The sequence below is a fragment of the Micromonospora sp. NPDC000663 genome (genome assembly GCF_042898105.1).
GTDB lineage: Bacteria > Actinomycetota > Actinomycetes > Mycobacteriales > Micromonosporaceae > Micromonospora.
In genome coordinates, this window is sequence record NZ_JBIAYR010000006.1 from 88,941 (window position 1) to 105,094 (window position 16,154).

General features: G+C 71.6%; 14 protein-coding genes. 9 read left to right on the forward strand and 5 right to left on the reverse strand.

Annotated elements, in window-relative coordinates; genetic code table 11:
- Positions 1-244: 244 nt before the first annotated feature.
- Entirely contained in the window at positions 245-1,510 is a 1,266-nt protein-coding gene (locus ACFY1S_RS20985) for an AGE family epimerase/isomerase (protein WP_387120505.1), read from the forward strand.
- Positions 1,507-2,460: a carbohydrate kinase gene (locus ACFY1S_RS20990; RefSeq protein WP_387120508.1), complete on the forward strand. Its 954-nt coding sequence runs from the start codon at positions 1,507-1,509 to the stop codon at positions 2,458-2,460. The genes ACFY1S_RS20985 and ACFY1S_RS20990 overlap by 4 nt, the downstream gene beginning before the upstream one ends.
- A 162-nt stretch (positions 2,461-2,622) precedes the next feature.
- Here ACFY1S_RS20990 and ACFY1S_RS20995 read toward each other — a convergent pair whose 3' ends face one another.
- From ACFY1S_RS20995 to ACFY1S_RS21005, 3 genes are read right to left on the reverse strand one after another with little or no spacing between them, the layout of a single operon-like run.
- Positions 2,623-3,639: a LacI family DNA-binding transcriptional regulator gene (locus ACFY1S_RS20995; protein ID WP_387120511.1), complete on the reverse strand. Its 1,017-nt coding sequence runs from the start codon at positions 3,637-3,639 to the stop codon at positions 2,623-2,625.
- A 26-nt stretch (positions 3,640-3,665) separates the two neighbouring features.
- On the reverse strand, positions 3,666-5,045 hold the full coding sequence (locus tag ACFY1S_RS21000) for an FAD-dependent oxidoreductase (protein ID WP_387120514.1): 1,380 nt from the start codon (positions 5,043-5,045) through the stop codon (positions 3,666-3,668).
- Between the two features lie 23 nt (positions 5,046-5,068).
- Positions 5,069-6,205, reverse strand: a complete 1,137-nt coding sequence (locus ACFY1S_RS21005; protein ID WP_387120517.1) for a glutamate--cysteine ligase — start codon at positions 6,203-6,205, stop codon at positions 5,069-5,071.
- Between the two features lie 229 nt (positions 6,206-6,434).
- Here ACFY1S_RS21005 and ACFY1S_RS21010 point away from each other — a divergent pair, with 229 nt between their 5' ends.
- The 5 genes from ACFY1S_RS21010 to ACFY1S_RS21030 all read left to right on the forward strand — a co-directional run bounded on the left by ACFY1S_RS21010 (position 6,435) and on the right by ACFY1S_RS21030 (position 12,263).
- Entirely contained in the window at positions 6,435-6,728 is a 294-nt protein-coding gene (locus ACFY1S_RS21010; RefSeq protein WP_387120520.1) for a DUF6412 domain-containing protein, read from the forward strand.
- A 97-nt stretch (positions 6,729-6,825) separates the two neighbouring features.
- Complete coding sequence (yidC, locus tag ACFY1S_RS21015; protein ID WP_387120523.1) at positions 6,826-7,569, forward strand: membrane protein insertase YidC; 744 nt, start codon at positions 6,826-6,828, stop codon at positions 7,567-7,569.
- Between the two features lie 84 nt (positions 7,570-7,653).
- A complete protein-coding gene (locus tag ACFY1S_RS21020) occupies positions 7,654-9,057 on the forward strand; it encodes a carbohydrate-binding protein (RefSeq protein WP_387120526.1) in 1,404 nt (467 codons plus the stop codon).
- A 148-nt stretch (positions 9,058-9,205) separates the two neighbouring features.
- On the forward strand, positions 9,206-10,591 hold the full coding sequence (locus ACFY1S_RS21025; RefSeq protein ID WP_387120529.1) for a chitinase: 1,386 nt from the start codon (positions 9,206-9,208) through the stop codon (positions 10,589-10,591).
- 106 nt (positions 10,592-10,697) lie between these two features.
- Positions 10,698-12,263, forward strand: a complete 1,566-nt coding sequence (locus ACFY1S_RS21030; RefSeq protein ID WP_387120532.1) for a cellulose binding domain-containing protein — start codon at positions 10,698-10,700, stop codon at positions 12,261-12,263.
- Positions 12,264-12,275: 12 nt separating this feature from the next.
- On the opposite strand, the gene ACFY1S_RS21035 is transcribed toward ACFY1S_RS21030, so the two are convergent.
- The gene (locus ACFY1S_RS21035) at positions 12,276-12,947 is read right to left on the reverse strand and encodes a DedA family protein (RefSeq protein WP_387120535.1); all 672 of its coding nucleotides are present in this window, start codon (positions 12,945-12,947) and stop codon (positions 12,276-12,278) included.
- 70 nt (positions 12,948-13,017) lie between these two features.
- Entirely contained in the window at positions 13,018-13,632 is a 615-nt protein-coding gene (locus tag ACFY1S_RS21040) for a DUF1349 domain-containing protein (protein ID WP_364374009.1), read from the reverse strand.
- A 63-nt stretch (positions 13,633-13,695) separates the two neighbouring features.
- On the opposite strand from ACFY1S_RS21040, the gene ACFY1S_RS21045 reads away from it, so the two are divergent.
- Together ACFY1S_RS21045 and fabG are read left to right on the forward strand one after the other, a co-directional pair.
- The gene (locus tag ACFY1S_RS21045; protein WP_387120538.1) at positions 13,696-15,348 is read left to right on the forward strand and encodes an alpha-amylase family protein; all 1,653 of its coding nucleotides are present in this window, start codon (positions 13,696-13,698) and stop codon (positions 15,346-15,348) included.
- A gap of 43 nt (positions 15,349-15,391) precedes the next feature.
- Positions 15,392-16,150, forward strand: coding sequence for a 3-oxoacyl-ACP reductase FabG (fabG, locus tag ACFY1S_RS21050; protein ID WP_387120541.1), 759 nt, complete (start codon positions 15,392-15,394; stop codon positions 16,148-16,150).
- The last annotated feature ends 4 nt before the right edge of the window (positions 16,151-16,154 follow it).

Consider the following 16,154-nt stretch of genomic DNA (forward strand, 5'->3'; position numbering starts at 1 on the left):
GGGGCATCCATCGTGTCGGCGAGGCGCGCGGCAGCGGCGCGGTGTGACGCGAGCGGAGTTGACAGTGACCCGACCGCCGGAGCAGGGTTGATCAGTGACAACGATGTCAAAGGACATAACGCATGAATTAGTGCCGGGCGGGCCGACCTGGGTCCGCCTTTGCGTTCACAATGTCCCGGCGCGGACATGATCCGCACCGACCCCGACCGTATGTCCGTTTCCTACCCGACGGTGACCAGCTGAGATGACCGACGTGCCCCGACCCGACGCCGACACGACCCCCGCTCCCGCCGGGTCACCCCATCTGCCCGATCTGGACGAGTTCCTCGTCGACCAGACCCGGACTCTGCTCGACACGGCCCGCCGCTCGGTGCGGCCCGAGGGCGGCTTCTGGTGGCTGGCCGACGACCGCACACCGGATCGCGGCGAACCGGTCTTCACCTGGATCACCTGCCGGATGACCCACGTGGCCGCCCTCGCCCACCGCAATGGTGACCCGGACGCCGCCGCCCTCGTCGACCACGGGATCGCCGCGCTCACCACACTGCTGCGCGACGAGCGGTACGGCGGCTGGTTCAGTGCCGTGGACCAGCAGGGCACGCCCGTCGACGACCACAAGGCCGGCTACGACCACGCGTTCGTCCTGCTCGCCGCGTCGAGTGCCGCGCGCGCCGGACGACCCGGCGCGGACCGGTTGCTCGCCGACGCGCAGGCCGTGGTGCGGGACCGGTTCTGGGACGCCGCCACCGGCTCGGTCCGCGAGTCGTGGAACAGGGACTGGACGGTCACCGAGGACTACCGCGGCGCCAACAGCAGCATGCACATGGTCGAGGCGTTCATCGCCGCTGCCGCCGCGACCGGCGACGCGAGCTGGACCGAACGGGCCCTGCGCATCGCCGACCACCTCGTGCACGGCGAAGCCGCCCGGCACGACTGGCGGCTGCCCGAGCACTACACCGCCGACTGGACGCCGCTGCCCGACTACAACCGGGACCAGCCCGCCGACCCGTTCCGGCCGTACGGCTCCACGATCGGCCACTGGCTCGAATGGGCTCGACTGCTGCTCGACCTGGAGGCGGTCCTGCCGCAGCCACCCCGCTGGCTGCTGGACGACGCCCGTGCGCTGTTCGCCGCCTCGGTGCGGCGCGGCTGGGCGGTCGACGGCGCCGACGGTTTCGTCTACACGATCGACTGGGACGACCGGCCTGTGGTACGCGCCCGGATGCACTGGGTGCTCGCCGAGGCCGTCGGCGCGGCGGTCACCCTGCACCGGCGCACCGGCGACGAGGTCTACGCCGACTGGTACCGGGTCTTCTGGGCGTACGCCCGCCAGCACCTCGTCGACGGCACCGGGTGGCGGCACGAGCTGGACCCGGGGAACCGTCCCGCCGACACGGTCTGGCACGGCCGACCGGACGTCTACCACGCGTACCAGGCGGTGCTGTTGTCCCGCTCGGCCCACGGCCTCGGCGGGCCCGGCCCGCTCGCCCCGGGCGAGGTGGCCGCGTGATCGTGGTAGCGGGGGAGGCGCTTATCGACCTGGTGGTCACCGCCGAGGGGGAGCGGGCCGTGCCCGGCGGCTCCCCGGCGAACGTGGCGGTCACCCTGGCCCGGCTCGACGAGCCGGTACGGCTGCTGGCCCGGATCGGCACCGACGGGTACGGCCGGCAGCTCACCGAGTACCTGGGCGCCAACCGGGTCGACCTGGGATGGGCGGTCCGCGCCGAGGAGCCCACCTCGGTGGCGGTGGCCACCCTGGACGCCACCGGCCAGGCCAGCTACGAGTTCCGGCTGGCCGGAACGGCGGACTGGCAGTGGACGCCACACGAGCTGCCCGAGCTGGCCGGATCACCGGCGACCGCCTTTCACACCGGGTCGCTCGCGCTCGCGCTGGCCCCCGGCGCGCAGGTGCTGGAGGACCTGCTCGCCAGCGAACACCGTCGGGACGGGCTGACCCTCTCCATCGACCTCAACCTGCGTCCGAGCATCGTCACGGACCGGGCGGCCGAGCAGGAGAGGGTACGGCGGCAGGTACGCCTCGCGCACGTGGTCAAGGCCAGCGACGAGGATCTGGCCTGGCTCCACCCGGACCGGACGCTCGCCGACGTGATGACCGAGTGGCGCGCGGCCGGGGTGTCCTGCGCCGTGGTGACCCGGGGTGGGGACGGCGTCGTCCTGCTCGCCCCGGACGGGTCGCTGCACGAGCAGCCGGCGGTGCCCACCACCGTGGTCGACACCGTCGGGGCCGGCGACTCGTTCACCGGCGGTCTGCTGGCCGCGCTGGCCGACCTCGACGCGCTCGGTGACCGTCCGGCCGAGCGACTGGCCGCGGTGAGCGCCCAGCAGTGGGCGGAGGTGCTGCGGCGGGCCGCCACGGTGGCCGCGTTGACCTGCGCCCGCCGAGGTGCCGACCCACCCCGCCGCGCCGAGGTGGAGGCCCTCCTCGCTCCCGCAGGCTGACCATCCTTTGCTCTGCACCCGCGGATGCGACGGCTACGGTGCGTGACCGGTGCACATCGGGGTGCAGAGCAAAGGGGGAGTAGGTGTCAGCTGCCTGGCCTGCGGTGCGAAGACGCGGTGCTCAACGCTCGCGGTGGCGGCAGCGGGCGAGGTGGGGCGGGGTCAGGACAGGCCTCGGGGAAGGAGTTGGGTGGGGAGGACAGTGGTTGACGGAGGGCTGTCGTCGTCGCCGGCAATCCGCTGGAAGAGGCGTTCGGTGGCGACTCTCGCCAGCTCACGGGTGTCGTAGGCGACGACGGTCAGCGGCCTGGGCATCAGGTGGGCCAGCTCGAAGTCGTCGAAGCCGACAAGCGCGGCGTCACTGCCCCGCCGGTGCAACTCCTGGAGCGCGCCGACGGTGAGCCTGTTGTTCGCGCAGAAGAACGCGGTCGGCGGCTCCGGAAGGTCGAGCAACTCGGCGACCGCCCGGCCCGCCTCCTCCGGCGCGATGAGGCGCTCCCGGACCAGCGACTCGTCCGGCTCGACCCCCGCCGCCTCCAGCGCCGCGCGCGCACCGACCAGCCGCTCGCGCATCGTGGACACGCTCGGCGCACCGAGCAGCAACCCCACCCGGCGGTGCCCCTCGGCCAGCAGCGCGCCGACGCCGGCCTGGCTGCCACCCCGGTTGTCCAGCAGGACGGCGTCCGCCTGCAACCCCTGCGGCGGCCGGTCCAGGAACACCACAGGCATGCCCAGCTCGACCTCCCGTCGCAGGAAAGAGTGGTCGGGGCCGGCCGGCACCACGAGCAGCCCGTCGACCCGGCGCTGGGTGAAGTCCTGGAGCAGGGCGCGTTCCCGCTCCGGGTCCTCCTCCGACGAGGCGGTGATCAACATCGTGCCGTGCGCGGCGGCGATCTCGGCGGCCACACTGGCGATGGTGGCGTAGAACGGGTTGGCGATCTCCTCGATGAGCAGCCCCACCGTGGCGTTGAGCTGCCGCGAACGCAGGTTGCGGGCGATGTCGTTACGCCGGAAGCCCAGTTCGGCGATGGCGGCGAGGACCCGACCCACCAGTTCCTGCCCCACGGGTTCGTCGTTGACCACCCGGGACACCGTCTTCAGGCTGACCCCGGCATGCCGGGCCACGTCGACCATGGTCGGGCGGCGGCGTGCGGCCGGCCGGGTGGGGGTCTGCGTCACGGGGTGGTCCTCCACGGAGGCGCGGGTCAGCGGTCGAGGGCGGCGAGCGCGTCGACCGCCTTTCGGGCAGCGATGAGCACCGGATCCCACACCGGCGCGTACGGCGGAGCGTAGCCCAGGTCGAGCGCCGTCATGTCGTCCACCGTCATGCCGTTCCACAGAGCGACTGCCAGCGTGTCGATCCGCTTGGCCGCCTCGGACCAGCCGACGATCTGCGCGCCGAGCAGCCGGCCGCTGGGCCGTTCGGCGATCAACTTGACGGTCATCGGTCGGGCGCCGGGGTAGTAGCCGGCCCGGTTGGTCGACTCGGCGATCACCGAGACGAAGTCGAAACCGGCCGCCGACGCCTCGCGCTCGCGCAGGCCCGTCCGGCCTACCTCCAGGTCGCAGACCTTCGTCACAGCCGTGCCGATCACCCCGGCGAAGGTGGCGTACCCGCCACCGATGTTGATCCCGGCGACCCGACCCTGCTTGTTGGCGTGCGTGCCGAGCGGCACGTGCACAGGCAGTCCGCTGACCCGGTGGAGCGTCTCCACGCAGTCACCGGCCGCCCAGACGCCCGGCACCTCGGCCACCCGCATCCGGCGGTCCACCCGGATCGCGCCGGTCGGGCCGATCGGCAGTCCGGCCGTCTCGGCGAGCGCGGCGTTGGGGCGTACGCCGAGGCCCAGGACCACGACGTCGGCCGGAATCGGCCCCTCGGCCGTGACCACGGCGGACACCCGGCCGTCCCGCTGCTCCAGGCCGGTCACCGGCAGGCCGGTGCGGATCGCGATGCCGAGGCCCCGCATGGCCTCGGCGACCAGCTCGCCCATGTCGGCGTCCACCGTCGACATCGGTTGGTCGCCCGCCTCGACCAGGGTCACCGAGAGACCACGTTGGATCATGGCCTCGGCGATCTCGACGCCGATGTAGCCGCCACCGACCACCACGGCCCGGCGTGGCTGCGGCTCGGCGTCCAGCCAGAGGCGCAGGGCGGCCCCGTCGTCGAGGGTCTGCATGCCGAACACGCCGTCCGCGTCGGTGTCCGCCCACGGCGGCTTCACCGGCTCCGCGCCGGTCGCGTACATCAGGTCGTCGAAACGCTCGCGGACCTCGCCGCCGCCCTCCAGGTCCCGGGCCACGACCTCTCGGCGCTCCAGGTCGATTGTCGTGACCTCGTGGCGCATCCGCACGTCCATGGCGTACGTGGTGCGGAAGGTCTCCGGATCCCGGGCGATCAACGCGTCCGGGCCGGGCACCAGGCCGCTGATCCAGTAGGGGATGCCGCACGCCGAGTAGGAGGTGAAGTGACCGCGCTCGAAGACCACAATCTCCAGGTCTTCGCGGCCACGGCGGCGGCGGGCCTGGGACGCCGCGGACATGCCGGCGGCGTCCCCACCGATGACGATCAGCCGTTGGGCCACGGGATCATCCTGTCACGAGGTGTTCAGCCACGGGTCTGTCGTGCGACGTCCTGCACCACGTCGGTGAGCTTCCCGGTGCGGGCGAACACCGCACGCTGTCGGGCGGCGCCGGTGCCGTGGCGGCGCAGCCCACCCAGCAGGTCGGTCACCTCGGCCCAGTCGCCGTGCTGCTCCAACGCCGGCCGCATCCGCTGCACGAACTCGTCCAGCAGCTCCCAGGCCGGGCGGAGCTCCCCGGTGGTCACGTCGACGCCCTCGCCCTCCAGGCCGTCGTGCGCGGCCCGCCAGTGCGCGCCGACCAGCAGGTGGTGGTCGGTCTGGATCGCCGGCCGGCCGGCCTCGACGTCCGACATGGCGGTGGCCACCAGGGCCCGCACCAGCGCGGCGACCAGCACCGCGTCGTCCACCGACGGGCAGACGTCGCCGATCCGCAGCTCCACGGTCGGGTACTTCGCCGACAGTCGGGCGTACCAGTAGAGCATCCCCTCGTCGAGCATCACCCCGCTGGAGATCAACTGACGGATCAACCGCTGGTAGTGCTCGTACGACTCCAGCCAGGGCGTCGGCGCCACCGACGGCCAGCGCTCCCACTCCACCGAACGCCAACTGGCGTAGCCGGTGTCCTCACCCCTGGAGAACGGGGAGTTGGTGGTGACGGCGTGCAACAGCGGCAGCCACGGCCGTACGTGGTTGAGCACCTGCACACCGGTGTCCGGGTCCGGGACGCCCACGTGCACGTGCATGCCGTTGTTGCCGGGGCCGGGGACGAGCAGCCGGAACCGTTCGATCATCCGGTCGAAGCGGGGCTTGTCCACCACCGGCGGAACCGGGCCGTCCACCGGACCGGTGCCGATGGCCAGCAGTCGTACGCCGGCCCGCTCGGCGGCGTCGGCGAGCGCGCCGCGCAGCACGCCGAGGGAGTGCCGGATCGAGGAGAGTTCCAGGCCGGGCGGACTGCCGATCTCGATCTGGCTGGTCTGGAACTCGCGCTCCACCTGCCCGCGCAGTTCCGCCGGCACCTGCTCCAGTACCAGGTCGACGGCGGGGACCGCGGCTCCGGTGTGCGGGTCGACGAGAAGGAACTCCTCCTCGACACCCACGGTGAGCAACTCGGCCCCCGCAGTCGTTCCGCTTGGCGCCTCCGTCACCTGGCCCGTCATCGCGACACCACCGTCCGTTCCTGCCGTCCACGGTCCGTCCGCGTCGGTCGGGTGTTCGGTTACCCAACGTGGCGATGCCTGGAAACGTGATGGCGGCGCGTCGCGCGTCGTTTCTCCCGGATCGGTGTCGCCGGCCGGCACACCGTCGCCGGGCGGCGTCGCGCCCGCGGTGCCGGGCAGGGCCCGCGATTCGGTCAGGTGACGTGACATCGGGTCCTATGCTCAGCCTGTGCCGGTACCGCTGGGGTTCTTCTGGGTCGCGTGGATGACCGCGTTCACCCAGCTCACCCTGCTCGCGGAACGCCCGACCGACCTGCTGGCGGGCGCCGCGCTCACCGCCCTGGTGCTGCTCACCACGCTGCTCGCGGCGCGGGTGCCGCGCTGCTCGGGGGCGGTGGGCGTCGCGCGTCGCTGGGCCGGGCTGCGGGCCCGCTCCCGGGGGCGTCGGATGCCCCGTCAGATCGACCCGGACGCCGCCGGACGGCCTCGGCCCCGCGCACCCGGGCTCCCCTCGGTCGCGTAGCGCGTCGCGCCGCGCGGCCGATCCCGCCGTCACCGGTCCTTCCCCGGCGGACACCGCCGGGGAAGGACCCCACCGGAATCGGACCGAGGGGTTTCCCATGCTCGCCTTCGCACCACTGCACGACAGTGTCGCCGCCGCCGGCGCGGCGCTGTCCTGGCTCACCGACCTGCTCGAACCGCTGGCCGGCGGCATGGCCACCGCCGCCGCCATCGTGCTGTTCACGGTCGCCGTGCGGCTGCTGATCTCACCGTTGACAGTCGCGCAGGTGCGTGGGGAGCGGCGCCGCGCGGCGCTCGCCCCGCAGGTGCGCGAGCTGCAACGGCGGTACGCCGACGATCCGGCGACGCTTCAGCGGGAGGTGTTCACGCTGTACCGCTCGGCGGGTGCCAACCCGATCGCCGGCTGCCTGCCGTTGCTGCTCCAACTGCCGTTCCTGCTGGTGCTGTACCGGCTGTTCAGCACCAGCGAGGGCGGCACGGGGCTGCTGGACGAGCGGCTGGCCGGTGTGCCGCTGGGCCACCACGTCAGCGACGGGTTGACAGGTGCGGCCGGTCCGCTCTTCGCCGTTCTGCTGGTCCTGCTGCTGGTGTTTGCCTGGTGGTCGTCGCGGCGTGCGCGTCGGGCGTCCGCGGCGGTCGGCACGGTGGCCGGTACGCCCACCGAGGGGCCGGGTGCCGCCACGCTCGGCCGGCTGCTGCCACTGTTGCCGTTCACGACTGTGCTTGTGGCGCTGGTGCTGCCGCTCGCGGCGGTGATCTACCTGGTGGCCACGACGGCGTGGTCGGCGTTGGAGCAGGTGGTGCTCCGTCGGCCGCAGGCGGTTCCGGCAAGCACCTCATAGATCGACGTTGACAACTGTCCCGGCGGGACGTACAACCACTGAGAGAGCGCTCTCTCGACCGTCCCCCGCAAGAGAGGCACGTCCATGTCCCCACCTCCGGCGGCCCCCACCGCCCCGCCCATCCGACGCCGCCTGCTGGCGTCCGCCCTGCTCATCGCCACCACCACCGCCCTGGCCGGCGTCGCCCTGACCGCGCAGGCGGCCGTTCCGCCTCCACCGACCGGCTGGAGCACCGTCTGGAGCGACGACTTCACCGGCGCGGCCGGCACCCTGCCCTCGGCCGCGAACTGGATCATCGACACCGGGCACAACTACCCAGGCGGCCCGGCGAACTGGGGCACCGGCGAGATCCAGACCTACACCGCCAGCACCGCCAACGTCAGCCACGACGGCGGCGGCAACCTGCGGATCACACCACTGCGCGACGGTGGGGGCGGCTGGACCTCCGCCCGCATCGAGACCGTGCGCAGCGACTTCAAGGCCCCGGCCGGCGGTGTGCTCGCGATCGAGGGCCGCATCCAGATGCCGAACGTCACGGGTGCCGCGGCGGCGGGCTACTGGCCCGCCTTCTGGGCGCTCGGCGCGCCCTACCGCGGCAACTACCAGAACTGGCCCGGCATCGGCGAGTTCGACGTGATGGAGAACGTCAACGGCATCAACTCGGTGTGGGGGGTGCTGCACTGCGGCGTCGCTCCCGGCGGACCCTGCGACGAGTTCAACGGCATCGGCGCCTCGCGGGCCTGCCCGGGCGCGAGCTGCCAGTCCGCGTTCCACACCTACCGGTTCGAGTGGGACGCCTCCATCAGCCCGCAGCAACTGCGCTGGTACGTCGACGGACAGCTCTTCCACACCGTCACCCAGAGTCGCGTCGGTGAGCCGGCCTGGTCGCAGATGACCTCGCACGCGGGCTACTTCCTGCTGCTCAACGTGGCGATGGGCGGAGCGTTCCCGAACGGCGTGGCCGGCAGCGGCACGCCCACCGCGGCGACCGTCCCGGGTCGACCGATGCTCGTCGACTACGTGGCGGTGTACCGCCGGGGTGGCGGAACCACCCCGCCCACCACTCCGCCGCCCGGTGGCACGAGGGACGCGTACGGGCAGATCGAGGCCGAGGCGTTCAGCGCGCAGAACGGTGTGATCGTCGAGGCGTGCGCCGAGGGTGGGCAGAACCTCGGCGCGCTGCGCAACGGGGACTGGGTGCGGTACGACAACGTCGAGTTCGGCTCCACCGGGCCCCGGGACTTCGTGGCGCGTGTCGCCTCCGGGGCGGGCAGCGGGGTGAGCGGCCTGGTCGAGGTGCGGGTGGACAGCCCGACGGCGGCACCCATCGGCAGCTTCGCGATCGGCAACACCGGTGGCTGGCAGAGCTGGCGCTCGGTGCCCGGGAACGTCGGGGCGGTGACCGGGCGGCACGCGGTCTACCTCACCTTCACCAGCGGTCAACCGAACGACTTCGTCAACGTCAACTGGTTCACCTTCCGCCGCTGAGGGGGGCCTGTGCGGGTCTCCCGTCGCGTCGTCGCGCGGCGGGAGACCCAATCATTCGCGTCGGCCTCTGGACAGAAACAGTTAACTGTCTTAATAATTAGCGCCAACGTTGACGTACATGGATGCCCAGCCGGGCGCGGAGGGCCGCATGAAGCCTGCCAGATCCCTTGTCCTGTCCCTGGTCACCGCGTTGGCCGCGACGCTCGGTGCGGCCTGGGTCGCGCTGCCCGCCTTCGCCGCCGGTGCCACCGCCAGCTTCGTCAAGACCGCCGACTGGGGCTCCGGTTGGGAGGGGAAGTACACGATCACCAACGGCGGCGGATCGACGATCAACGGCTGGAGCCTCGTCTTCGACCTGCCCTCCGGCACCACCCTGGGCAGCTACTGGGACGCGACACTCAGCTCCGCCGGTCAGCGGCACACCTTCACCAACCGGTCCTGGAACGGCACGGTCGCCCCGGGTGCCTCGGTCTCCTTCGGCTTCCTGGCCGGCGGCTCCGGCGCCCCGACCGGCTGCCAGCTCAACGGCGTGCCGTGCGGCGGCAGCACCCCGCCCACCACGCCCCCGCCGACCACGCCACCGCCCACCACGCCACCGCCGACCACGCCACCCCCGACGGAACCGCCCACCGGCGGGCTGCCGAAGCACCTGCTCACCGGCTACTGGCACAACTTCGACAACCCCGCCGTCGAACTGCGACTGCGCGACGTCCCCACCGAGTACGACCTCGTAGCCGTCGCCTTCGCCGAGGCCACCACGACGCCTGGCGCGCTCACCTTCGGTATCGACCCCGGGCTCTCCGCCGCGCTCGGCGGTTACACCGACGCGGACTTCACCGCAGATGTCCGTACCCTGCACAGCCGCGGCCAACGGGTCATCCTCTCCGTGGGCGGCGAGACCGGCCGGGTCACCGTCAATGACGCCGCCTCGGCCACCGTCTTCGCCGACACTGCCGCCACGCTGATCGCCCGCTACGGCTTCGACGGCATCGACATCGACCTGGAGAACGGGCTCAACCCGACGTACATGGCACAGGCGCTGCGCGCCCTGCGGGCCAAGATCGGGTCGGGTCTGATCATCGCGATGGCGCCGCAGACCATCGACATGCAGAACCCGGCCGGCGGCTACTTCAAGCTGGCGCTCGACATCAGGGACATTCTGACGGTCGTCAACACCCAGTTCTACAACTCCGGGGCAATGCTCGGCTGCGACCAGAACGCCGCGTACGGCCAGGGCACCGTGAACTTCATCGTCGCGCTTGCCTGCATCCAACTGGAGGCCGGGTTGCGCCCCGACCAGGTCGGCCTCGGCCTGCCCGCCGGACCGGGCGCGGCCGGTGGCGGCATCGTCGCGCCAAGCGTGGTCAACGCCGCGTTGGACTGCCTGGCCCGGGGCACCAACTGCGGCAGCTTCCGGCCGCCGCGCACCTACCCCGGCATCCGAGGCGCGATGACCTGGTCGGTGAACTGGGACGTCAGCAACGGCAACGGCTTCGCCCGCACGGTCGCCCCGCACCTGGACACCCTGCCCTGAGCGGCGCCGACGCCCGTACCGGCGTCGGCGCACCACCTGCGCGGCCGGCGCACCACCCGGCCGCGCAGGGCACCATCCCCCACCACACCGGTCCCTGGAGGCCACCGTGAAACTCCGATCCCCCCGCGCGGCGACGTTCGCCGTCGCGCTGGCCGCCGCACTGGTGGCGGCCACCGTCGTGGCACCGCCGGCCGCGTCGGCCGCCACCGCCGCCTTCGCCCGCACCAGCAGCTGGAGCAGCGGGTACGAGGCGAAGTTCACAGTCACCAACAACACGTCAACGGCGATCACCTCCTGGGACGTGCAGTTCGACCTGCCGGCCGGCAGCACCGTCGGGTCCGCCTGGGACGCCCAGGTGAGCAGCTCCGGTCAGCACGTGACCGCCCGCAACCTGTCCTGGAACGGTGCCCTGTCGGCAGGTGCGAGCACCTCGTTCGGCTTCATCGTCGCCGGCACCGGTGACCCCACCAACTGCACGGTCAACGGCGCGTCCTGCTCCGGCGGTCCCACCACGCCACCGGGCGCCCCCGGCACGCCCGGCGGCCTGCGGGTCACCGGCACGACCGCCTCGGCGGTATCGCTGGCCTGGAACGCGGTGGGTGGCACGGTGACCGGCTACCGGGTGTACGAGGGTTCGACGGTGCGCGCCACGGTCACCGGCACCTCGACGACCGTCTCCGGCCTGGCCGCCTGCTCGGCGCACAGCTACACGGTCGCCGCGTACAACTCGGCGGGGGAGTCGGCCCGCTCGGCGGCGGTCGCCGCGAACACCACAGGCTGCACCGGTGGCGGCGGCTCGATGGCCGTCGCGCCCTACCTCTACCCGGGCTGGGGTGACCCGCCCGCCCCGGGGACCGTCATGTCGGCGACAGGCGTGAAGTGGTTCACCATCGCCTTCGTGCTCTCCGGTGGCGGTTGCACCCCGGCCTGGGACGGCGGCGGCCCGCTCACCGGCGGCGCGCACGCCAGTACCATCGCGGCGATCCGGGCGGCCGGCGGCGACGTGATCCCGTCCATCGGCGGCTGGAGCGGCAACAAGCTCGGCCCGAACTGCTCCTCGGCCAGCGCCCTGGCCGGCGCGTACCAGCAGGTGATCAACGCGTTCGGGCTCAAGGCGATCGACATCGACATCGAGAACAGCGACGAGTTCGAGAACGAGGTGGTACAGGACCGGATCCTCGGCGCGCTGAAGATCGTGAAGCAGAACAACCCGGGCCTGAAGACGATCATCACGTTCGGCACGTCGACCACCGGCCCGTCGTACTACGGCACCCGCCTGATCAACCAGGCCGCCGCGCTGGGCGCCAACATCGACACCTTCACCATCATGCCGTTCGACTTCGGTGGCGGGGCCAACATGTACCAGAGCACTGTCAACGCCGCCGAGGGGCTGAAGAACACGCTGAAGACGGCCTTCGGCTGGTCCGACGCGACGGCGTACGCCCACATGGGAATCTCCGGGATGAACGGGCTCTCCGACCAGCAGGAGTTGACCACGCCGGCCACCTGGACCCAGATCCGGGACTGGGCGAAGGCGCGTGGGCTGAGCCGGTTCACGTTCTGGTCGGTCAACCGGGACCGGCCGTGCCCGGGCGGGGGAGTCGTCTCCAACTGCTCAGGCATCGCGCAGAACACGTGGGAGTTCACGTCGATCAGCGCGCAGTTCAACTGAGCGCGACGCGGATCAGCGACCGGCGGTCACCGACCGCCGGTCGTCGCGTTCCCGGCGGCGGCGGACCTTACGGATCACCCAGGTGACGAGCATGACCGCGAAGACCGCGATGATCGCGTAGTTGAACCAGTCGCTGTAGCGCTCGACGTTCTGCCAGCGGCTGCCGAGCGCGTAGCCGGCGCCGACGATGAGAGCGTTCCACAGCCCGCTGCCGATCGTGGTGAGCAGGACGAACTCGCCAAGCGGCATCCGGTTGGCCCCCGCCGGGACGGACACCAGGCTGCGGACCACAGGCACCATCCGGCCGATCAGCACCGCCCACCGGCCGTGCCGCTCGAACCAGCGGTCGGCCTTCTCCAGGTCGTCGCGGTCCACCAGCGGGATGTGGTCCAGCCAGCGCTTGAGCCGTTCCTCGCCCAGTGCCGCGCCGAGCCAGTAGAGCACCAGCGCACCGACGAGCGAGCCGACCGTCGCGGCGACCACCACGAGCACGACGTTGAACTGGCCCTCGTGGGCCAGGAAGCCGGCCATCGCCAGCACGATCTCGCTGGGGATCGGCGGGATGATGCTCTCCAGGGCGACCAGCAACGCGACACCGACCGGGCCCATCGCCTCGATCACCGAGGCCACCCAACCGGTCAACCCGGTGAACTCGGACGGGTCACCAGTCTGGGCGTAGGCCATGGTCGTCCTTCCGGGTCGGCTGTCGGGGATCGGAGGGTGATACCCCGCAGCGCCGGTCCCACACCTGCGCTCAGTGCTCCGGGTGCAGCGCGGTGTCTGCCGGCCCCCGCCGCCAACCGGTGAACACCACGCTCAGGCCGGCGCGGACCGGAGCGCAGCAGAACGGGCCCGCCACGGCCTCGGCCGCCGGGTCCAGTGGGGCGAGCCGGACCAGCTGCCACGGCTCGTCGTCGGCCCGGGCCCGTACGGTGAGCGCGTCGCCGGCCCGGCTGACCCGGACGGTCACCTGCCGACCCGCCCACCTCGGCACGGGCCCCACCGACCAGTCGGAGAACTCCCTGGTCACCACCGCGCCGAGTTGCAGCTCGCCGTCGCTCATCTCGACGCCGGCCTTGGTCCAGGTCCGCTCGTCCACCCGCACCAGCGCGCCGGCCTGGTCGAACTGCCCGCTCAGATCCAGCCGGAAGCTCACCTCCATGGCGCTGCCGACCGGCAGCGGTGCCAGCAGGGCGGGGCCGTTGTCGTGGACGAAGCCGTAGCTGGTCCGCCGCCAGAAGTCGGTCTCCGCGGCGGCCTCGACGACCAACTCGCCGGCCGGGCCCTGCTCGGCGCGCAGCGGCGGGTTCAACCACCGGCCCTGGGACCAGTCCAACGGTTCGCCAGGCGGTACGAGGTCGGTGTTCATGACCGGCACGGTACTTGCCGGATCCGGTTTGCCGCCGTGGTCGTTGGGAGATGTTCCTCAGGCATGGGTGACCGTTGGTATTCCGAAGCCGTCGTCTACTGCCTCGACATCGACACGTACGCCGACTCGGACGGCGACGGGGTCGGTGACATCCGTGGGCTGATCGGCCGGCTGGACTATCTGGCCCGGCTGGGCGTGACCTGCCTGTGGCTGCACCCGATCCACCCGTCACCGAACCGCGACGACGGGTACGACGTCACCGACTTCTACAACGTCGACCCCCGCTTCGGCACCCTCGGTGACTTCGCCGAGCTGCTGCACCAGGCGCAGAACCGGGGCATCCGCGTGATCATCGACCTGGTGGTCAACCACACCTCCGACGAGCACCCGTGGTTCCAGTCCGCCCGCTCGTCGCCGGACTCGCCGTACCGGGACTGGTTCGTCTGGTCCGACACCGAGCCGGACGACAGGCACCAGGGCATGGTCTTCCCCGGCGAGCAGAAGGAGACCTGGAGCTACGACCGGACCGCCAAGGCGTGGTTCTACCACCGGTTCTACAAGTTCCAGCCGGACCTCAACTTCGCCAACCCGCAGGTCCGGGCCGAGGTCAAGAAGATCATGTCGTTCTGGCTCCAGCTCGGCGTCTCCGGGTTCCGGATGGATGCGGTGCCGTTCATCATCGAGCTGACCGAGCCGGGCAACCCGAACTCGCCGAAGGACTTCGAGTTCCTCACCGAGATGCGCCAGCACGTGCAGTGGCGGCGCGGCGACGCCGTCCTGCTGGCCGAGGCGAACGTCGAACCGGACCAGCTCCCGACGTTCTTCGGTGACGGCAGCGGCTCCGGCAACCGCATCCACATGCTCTTCGACTTCATGCTCAACGGCCGGCTCATGCTCGCCCTGGCGCGCGAGGACCCGGAGTCGCTGATCGAGGCACTGCGGGACACCCCGAAGCTGCCCGTCGGAGGTCAGTGGGCCACGTTCCTGCGCAACCACGACGAGATCGACCTGTCCCGGCTGACCACCGAACAACGCAACCAGGTGTACGCGAAGTTCGGCCCGGACGAGAACATGCGCATCTACGACCGGGGTATCCGTCGCCGGCTCGCCCCGATGCTCGGCAACGACAGGCGGCACCTCGAACTGGCGTACGCCCTGCAGTTCTCGATGCGCGGCACACCGGTGCTGCGTTACGGCGAGGAGATCGGGATGGGCGAGGACCTGTCGCTTCCCGGTCGGGAGGCGATCCGTACCCCGATGCAGTGGTCGTACCAGCCGAACGCCGGCTTCTCCACCGCGGACCCGGAGAAGCTGGTCCGCCCGGTGATCGACAAGGGTGAGTTCGGCTACCAGAACGTCAACGTCACCGCCCAGCGGAGCGACTCGAAGTCGCTGCTCGCCTGGTTCGAGCGCATGATCCGTACGCTGCGGGAGGCCCCGGAGATCGGCTCCGGCTCGACCACGCACATCGACGTGGCGATGCCCGCAGGGGTGCTGGCGCACCGGGCGGACGGGCCGACCGGGACCATGGTTTTCGTGCACAACCTCGGCACCGACGACGTCGAGGTGGACCTGAGCAGCCTGGAGCCGGAGGCCGACCTGCCCATCGACGTGCTCAGCGACAGGGGCTACGGCGAGTTGGGCAAGCTCGGCGCGGTGAAGGTCTCCGGCCACGGATACCGGTGGATTCGCCTATGCCGGGGTCGGGGGTTCTGACGCTAAGCTCCTCCGATCACCCCAAAGTTACCCGGAGGTAGTCATGTCGGAGGAGCCCCGCGTCGCCATCGTCACCGGAGCCGCGCGCGGTATCGGCGCGGCCACCGCCCGGCGGCTGGCCGCTGACGGTCTGGCCGTCGCCGTTGTCGACATCGAGGAGTCGGCAACCAAGGAGACGGTGGACGCCATCGCGGCGGACGGCGGCCGGGCGCTCGGCGTGGGCGCCGACGTGTCCGACCGGGACCAGGTCGAGGCGGCGGTGGCCCGCATCGCCGCCGAGATGGGCGCGCCCACAGTGCTCGTCAACAACGCGGGCGTGCTCCGCGACAATCTGCTGTTCAAGATGACGAACGCCGACTGGGACACCGTCATGGGTGTGCACCTGCGCGGCGCGTTCCTGTTCAGCCAGGCCGCCCAGAAGCACATGGTGGACCGCAAGTGGGGCCGGATCGTCAACCTGTCCAGCACCTCCGCGCTCGGCAACCGGGGCCAGGCGAACTACGCCGCCGCCAAGGCCGGCCTCCAGGGCTTCACCAAGACGCTCGCCATCGAGTTGGGGCCGTTCGGGATCACCGCCAACGCGGTGGCGCCAGGCTTCATCGTCACCGACATGACCGCGGCCACCGCCGCCCGGATGAAGGTCGACTTCGAGGACCTGCAGAAGCACGCCGCAGCCGAGATCCCGGTCCGCCGACCGGGCCGGCCGGAGGACGTCGCGCACACCATCTCGTTCCTGGTGAGCGAGGGCGCGGGCTTCGTCTCCGGGCAGGTCATCTACGTCGCCGGCGGCCCCCGGAACTGAGCCT

Bases quoted from the DNA above. Each gene is read 5' to 3' on its own strand.
- yidC (WP_387120523.1), top strand. From the start codon at position 6,826: ATGCTCGCCTTCGCACCACTGCACGACAGTGTCGCCGCCGCCGGCGCG.
- ACFY1S_RS21045 (WP_387120538.1), top strand. From the start codon at position 13,696: ATGGGTGACCGTTGGTATTCCGAAGCCGTCGTCTACTGCCTCGACATC.
- ACFY1S_RS21025 (WP_387120529.1), top strand. From the start codon at position 9,206: ATGAAGCCTGCCAGATCCCTTGTCCTGTCCCTGGTCACCGCGTTGGCC.
- ACFY1S_RS21020 (WP_387120526.1), top strand. From the start codon at position 7,654: ATGTCCCCACCTCCGGCGGCCCCCACCGCCCCGCCCATCCGACGCCGC.
- ACFY1S_RS21035 (WP_387120535.1), bottom strand. From the start codon at position 12,947: ATGGCCTACGCCCAGACTGGTGACCCGTCCGAGTTCACCGGGTTGACC.
- ACFY1S_RS21005 (WP_387120517.1), bottom strand. From the start codon at position 6,205: ATGACGGGCCAGGTGACGGAGGCGCCAAGCGGAACGACTGCGGGGGCC.
- ACFY1S_RS21040 (WP_364374009.1), bottom strand. From the start codon at position 13,632: ATGAACACCGACCTCGTACCGCCTGGCGAACCGTTGGACTGGTCCCAG.
- fabG (WP_387120541.1), top strand. From the start codon at position 15,392: ATGTCGGAGGAGCCCCGCGTCGCCATCGTCACCGGAGCCGCGCGCGGT.
- ACFY1S_RS20985 (WP_387120505.1), top strand. From the start codon at position 245: ATGACCGACGTGCCCCGACCCGACGCCGACACGACCCCCGCTCCCGCC.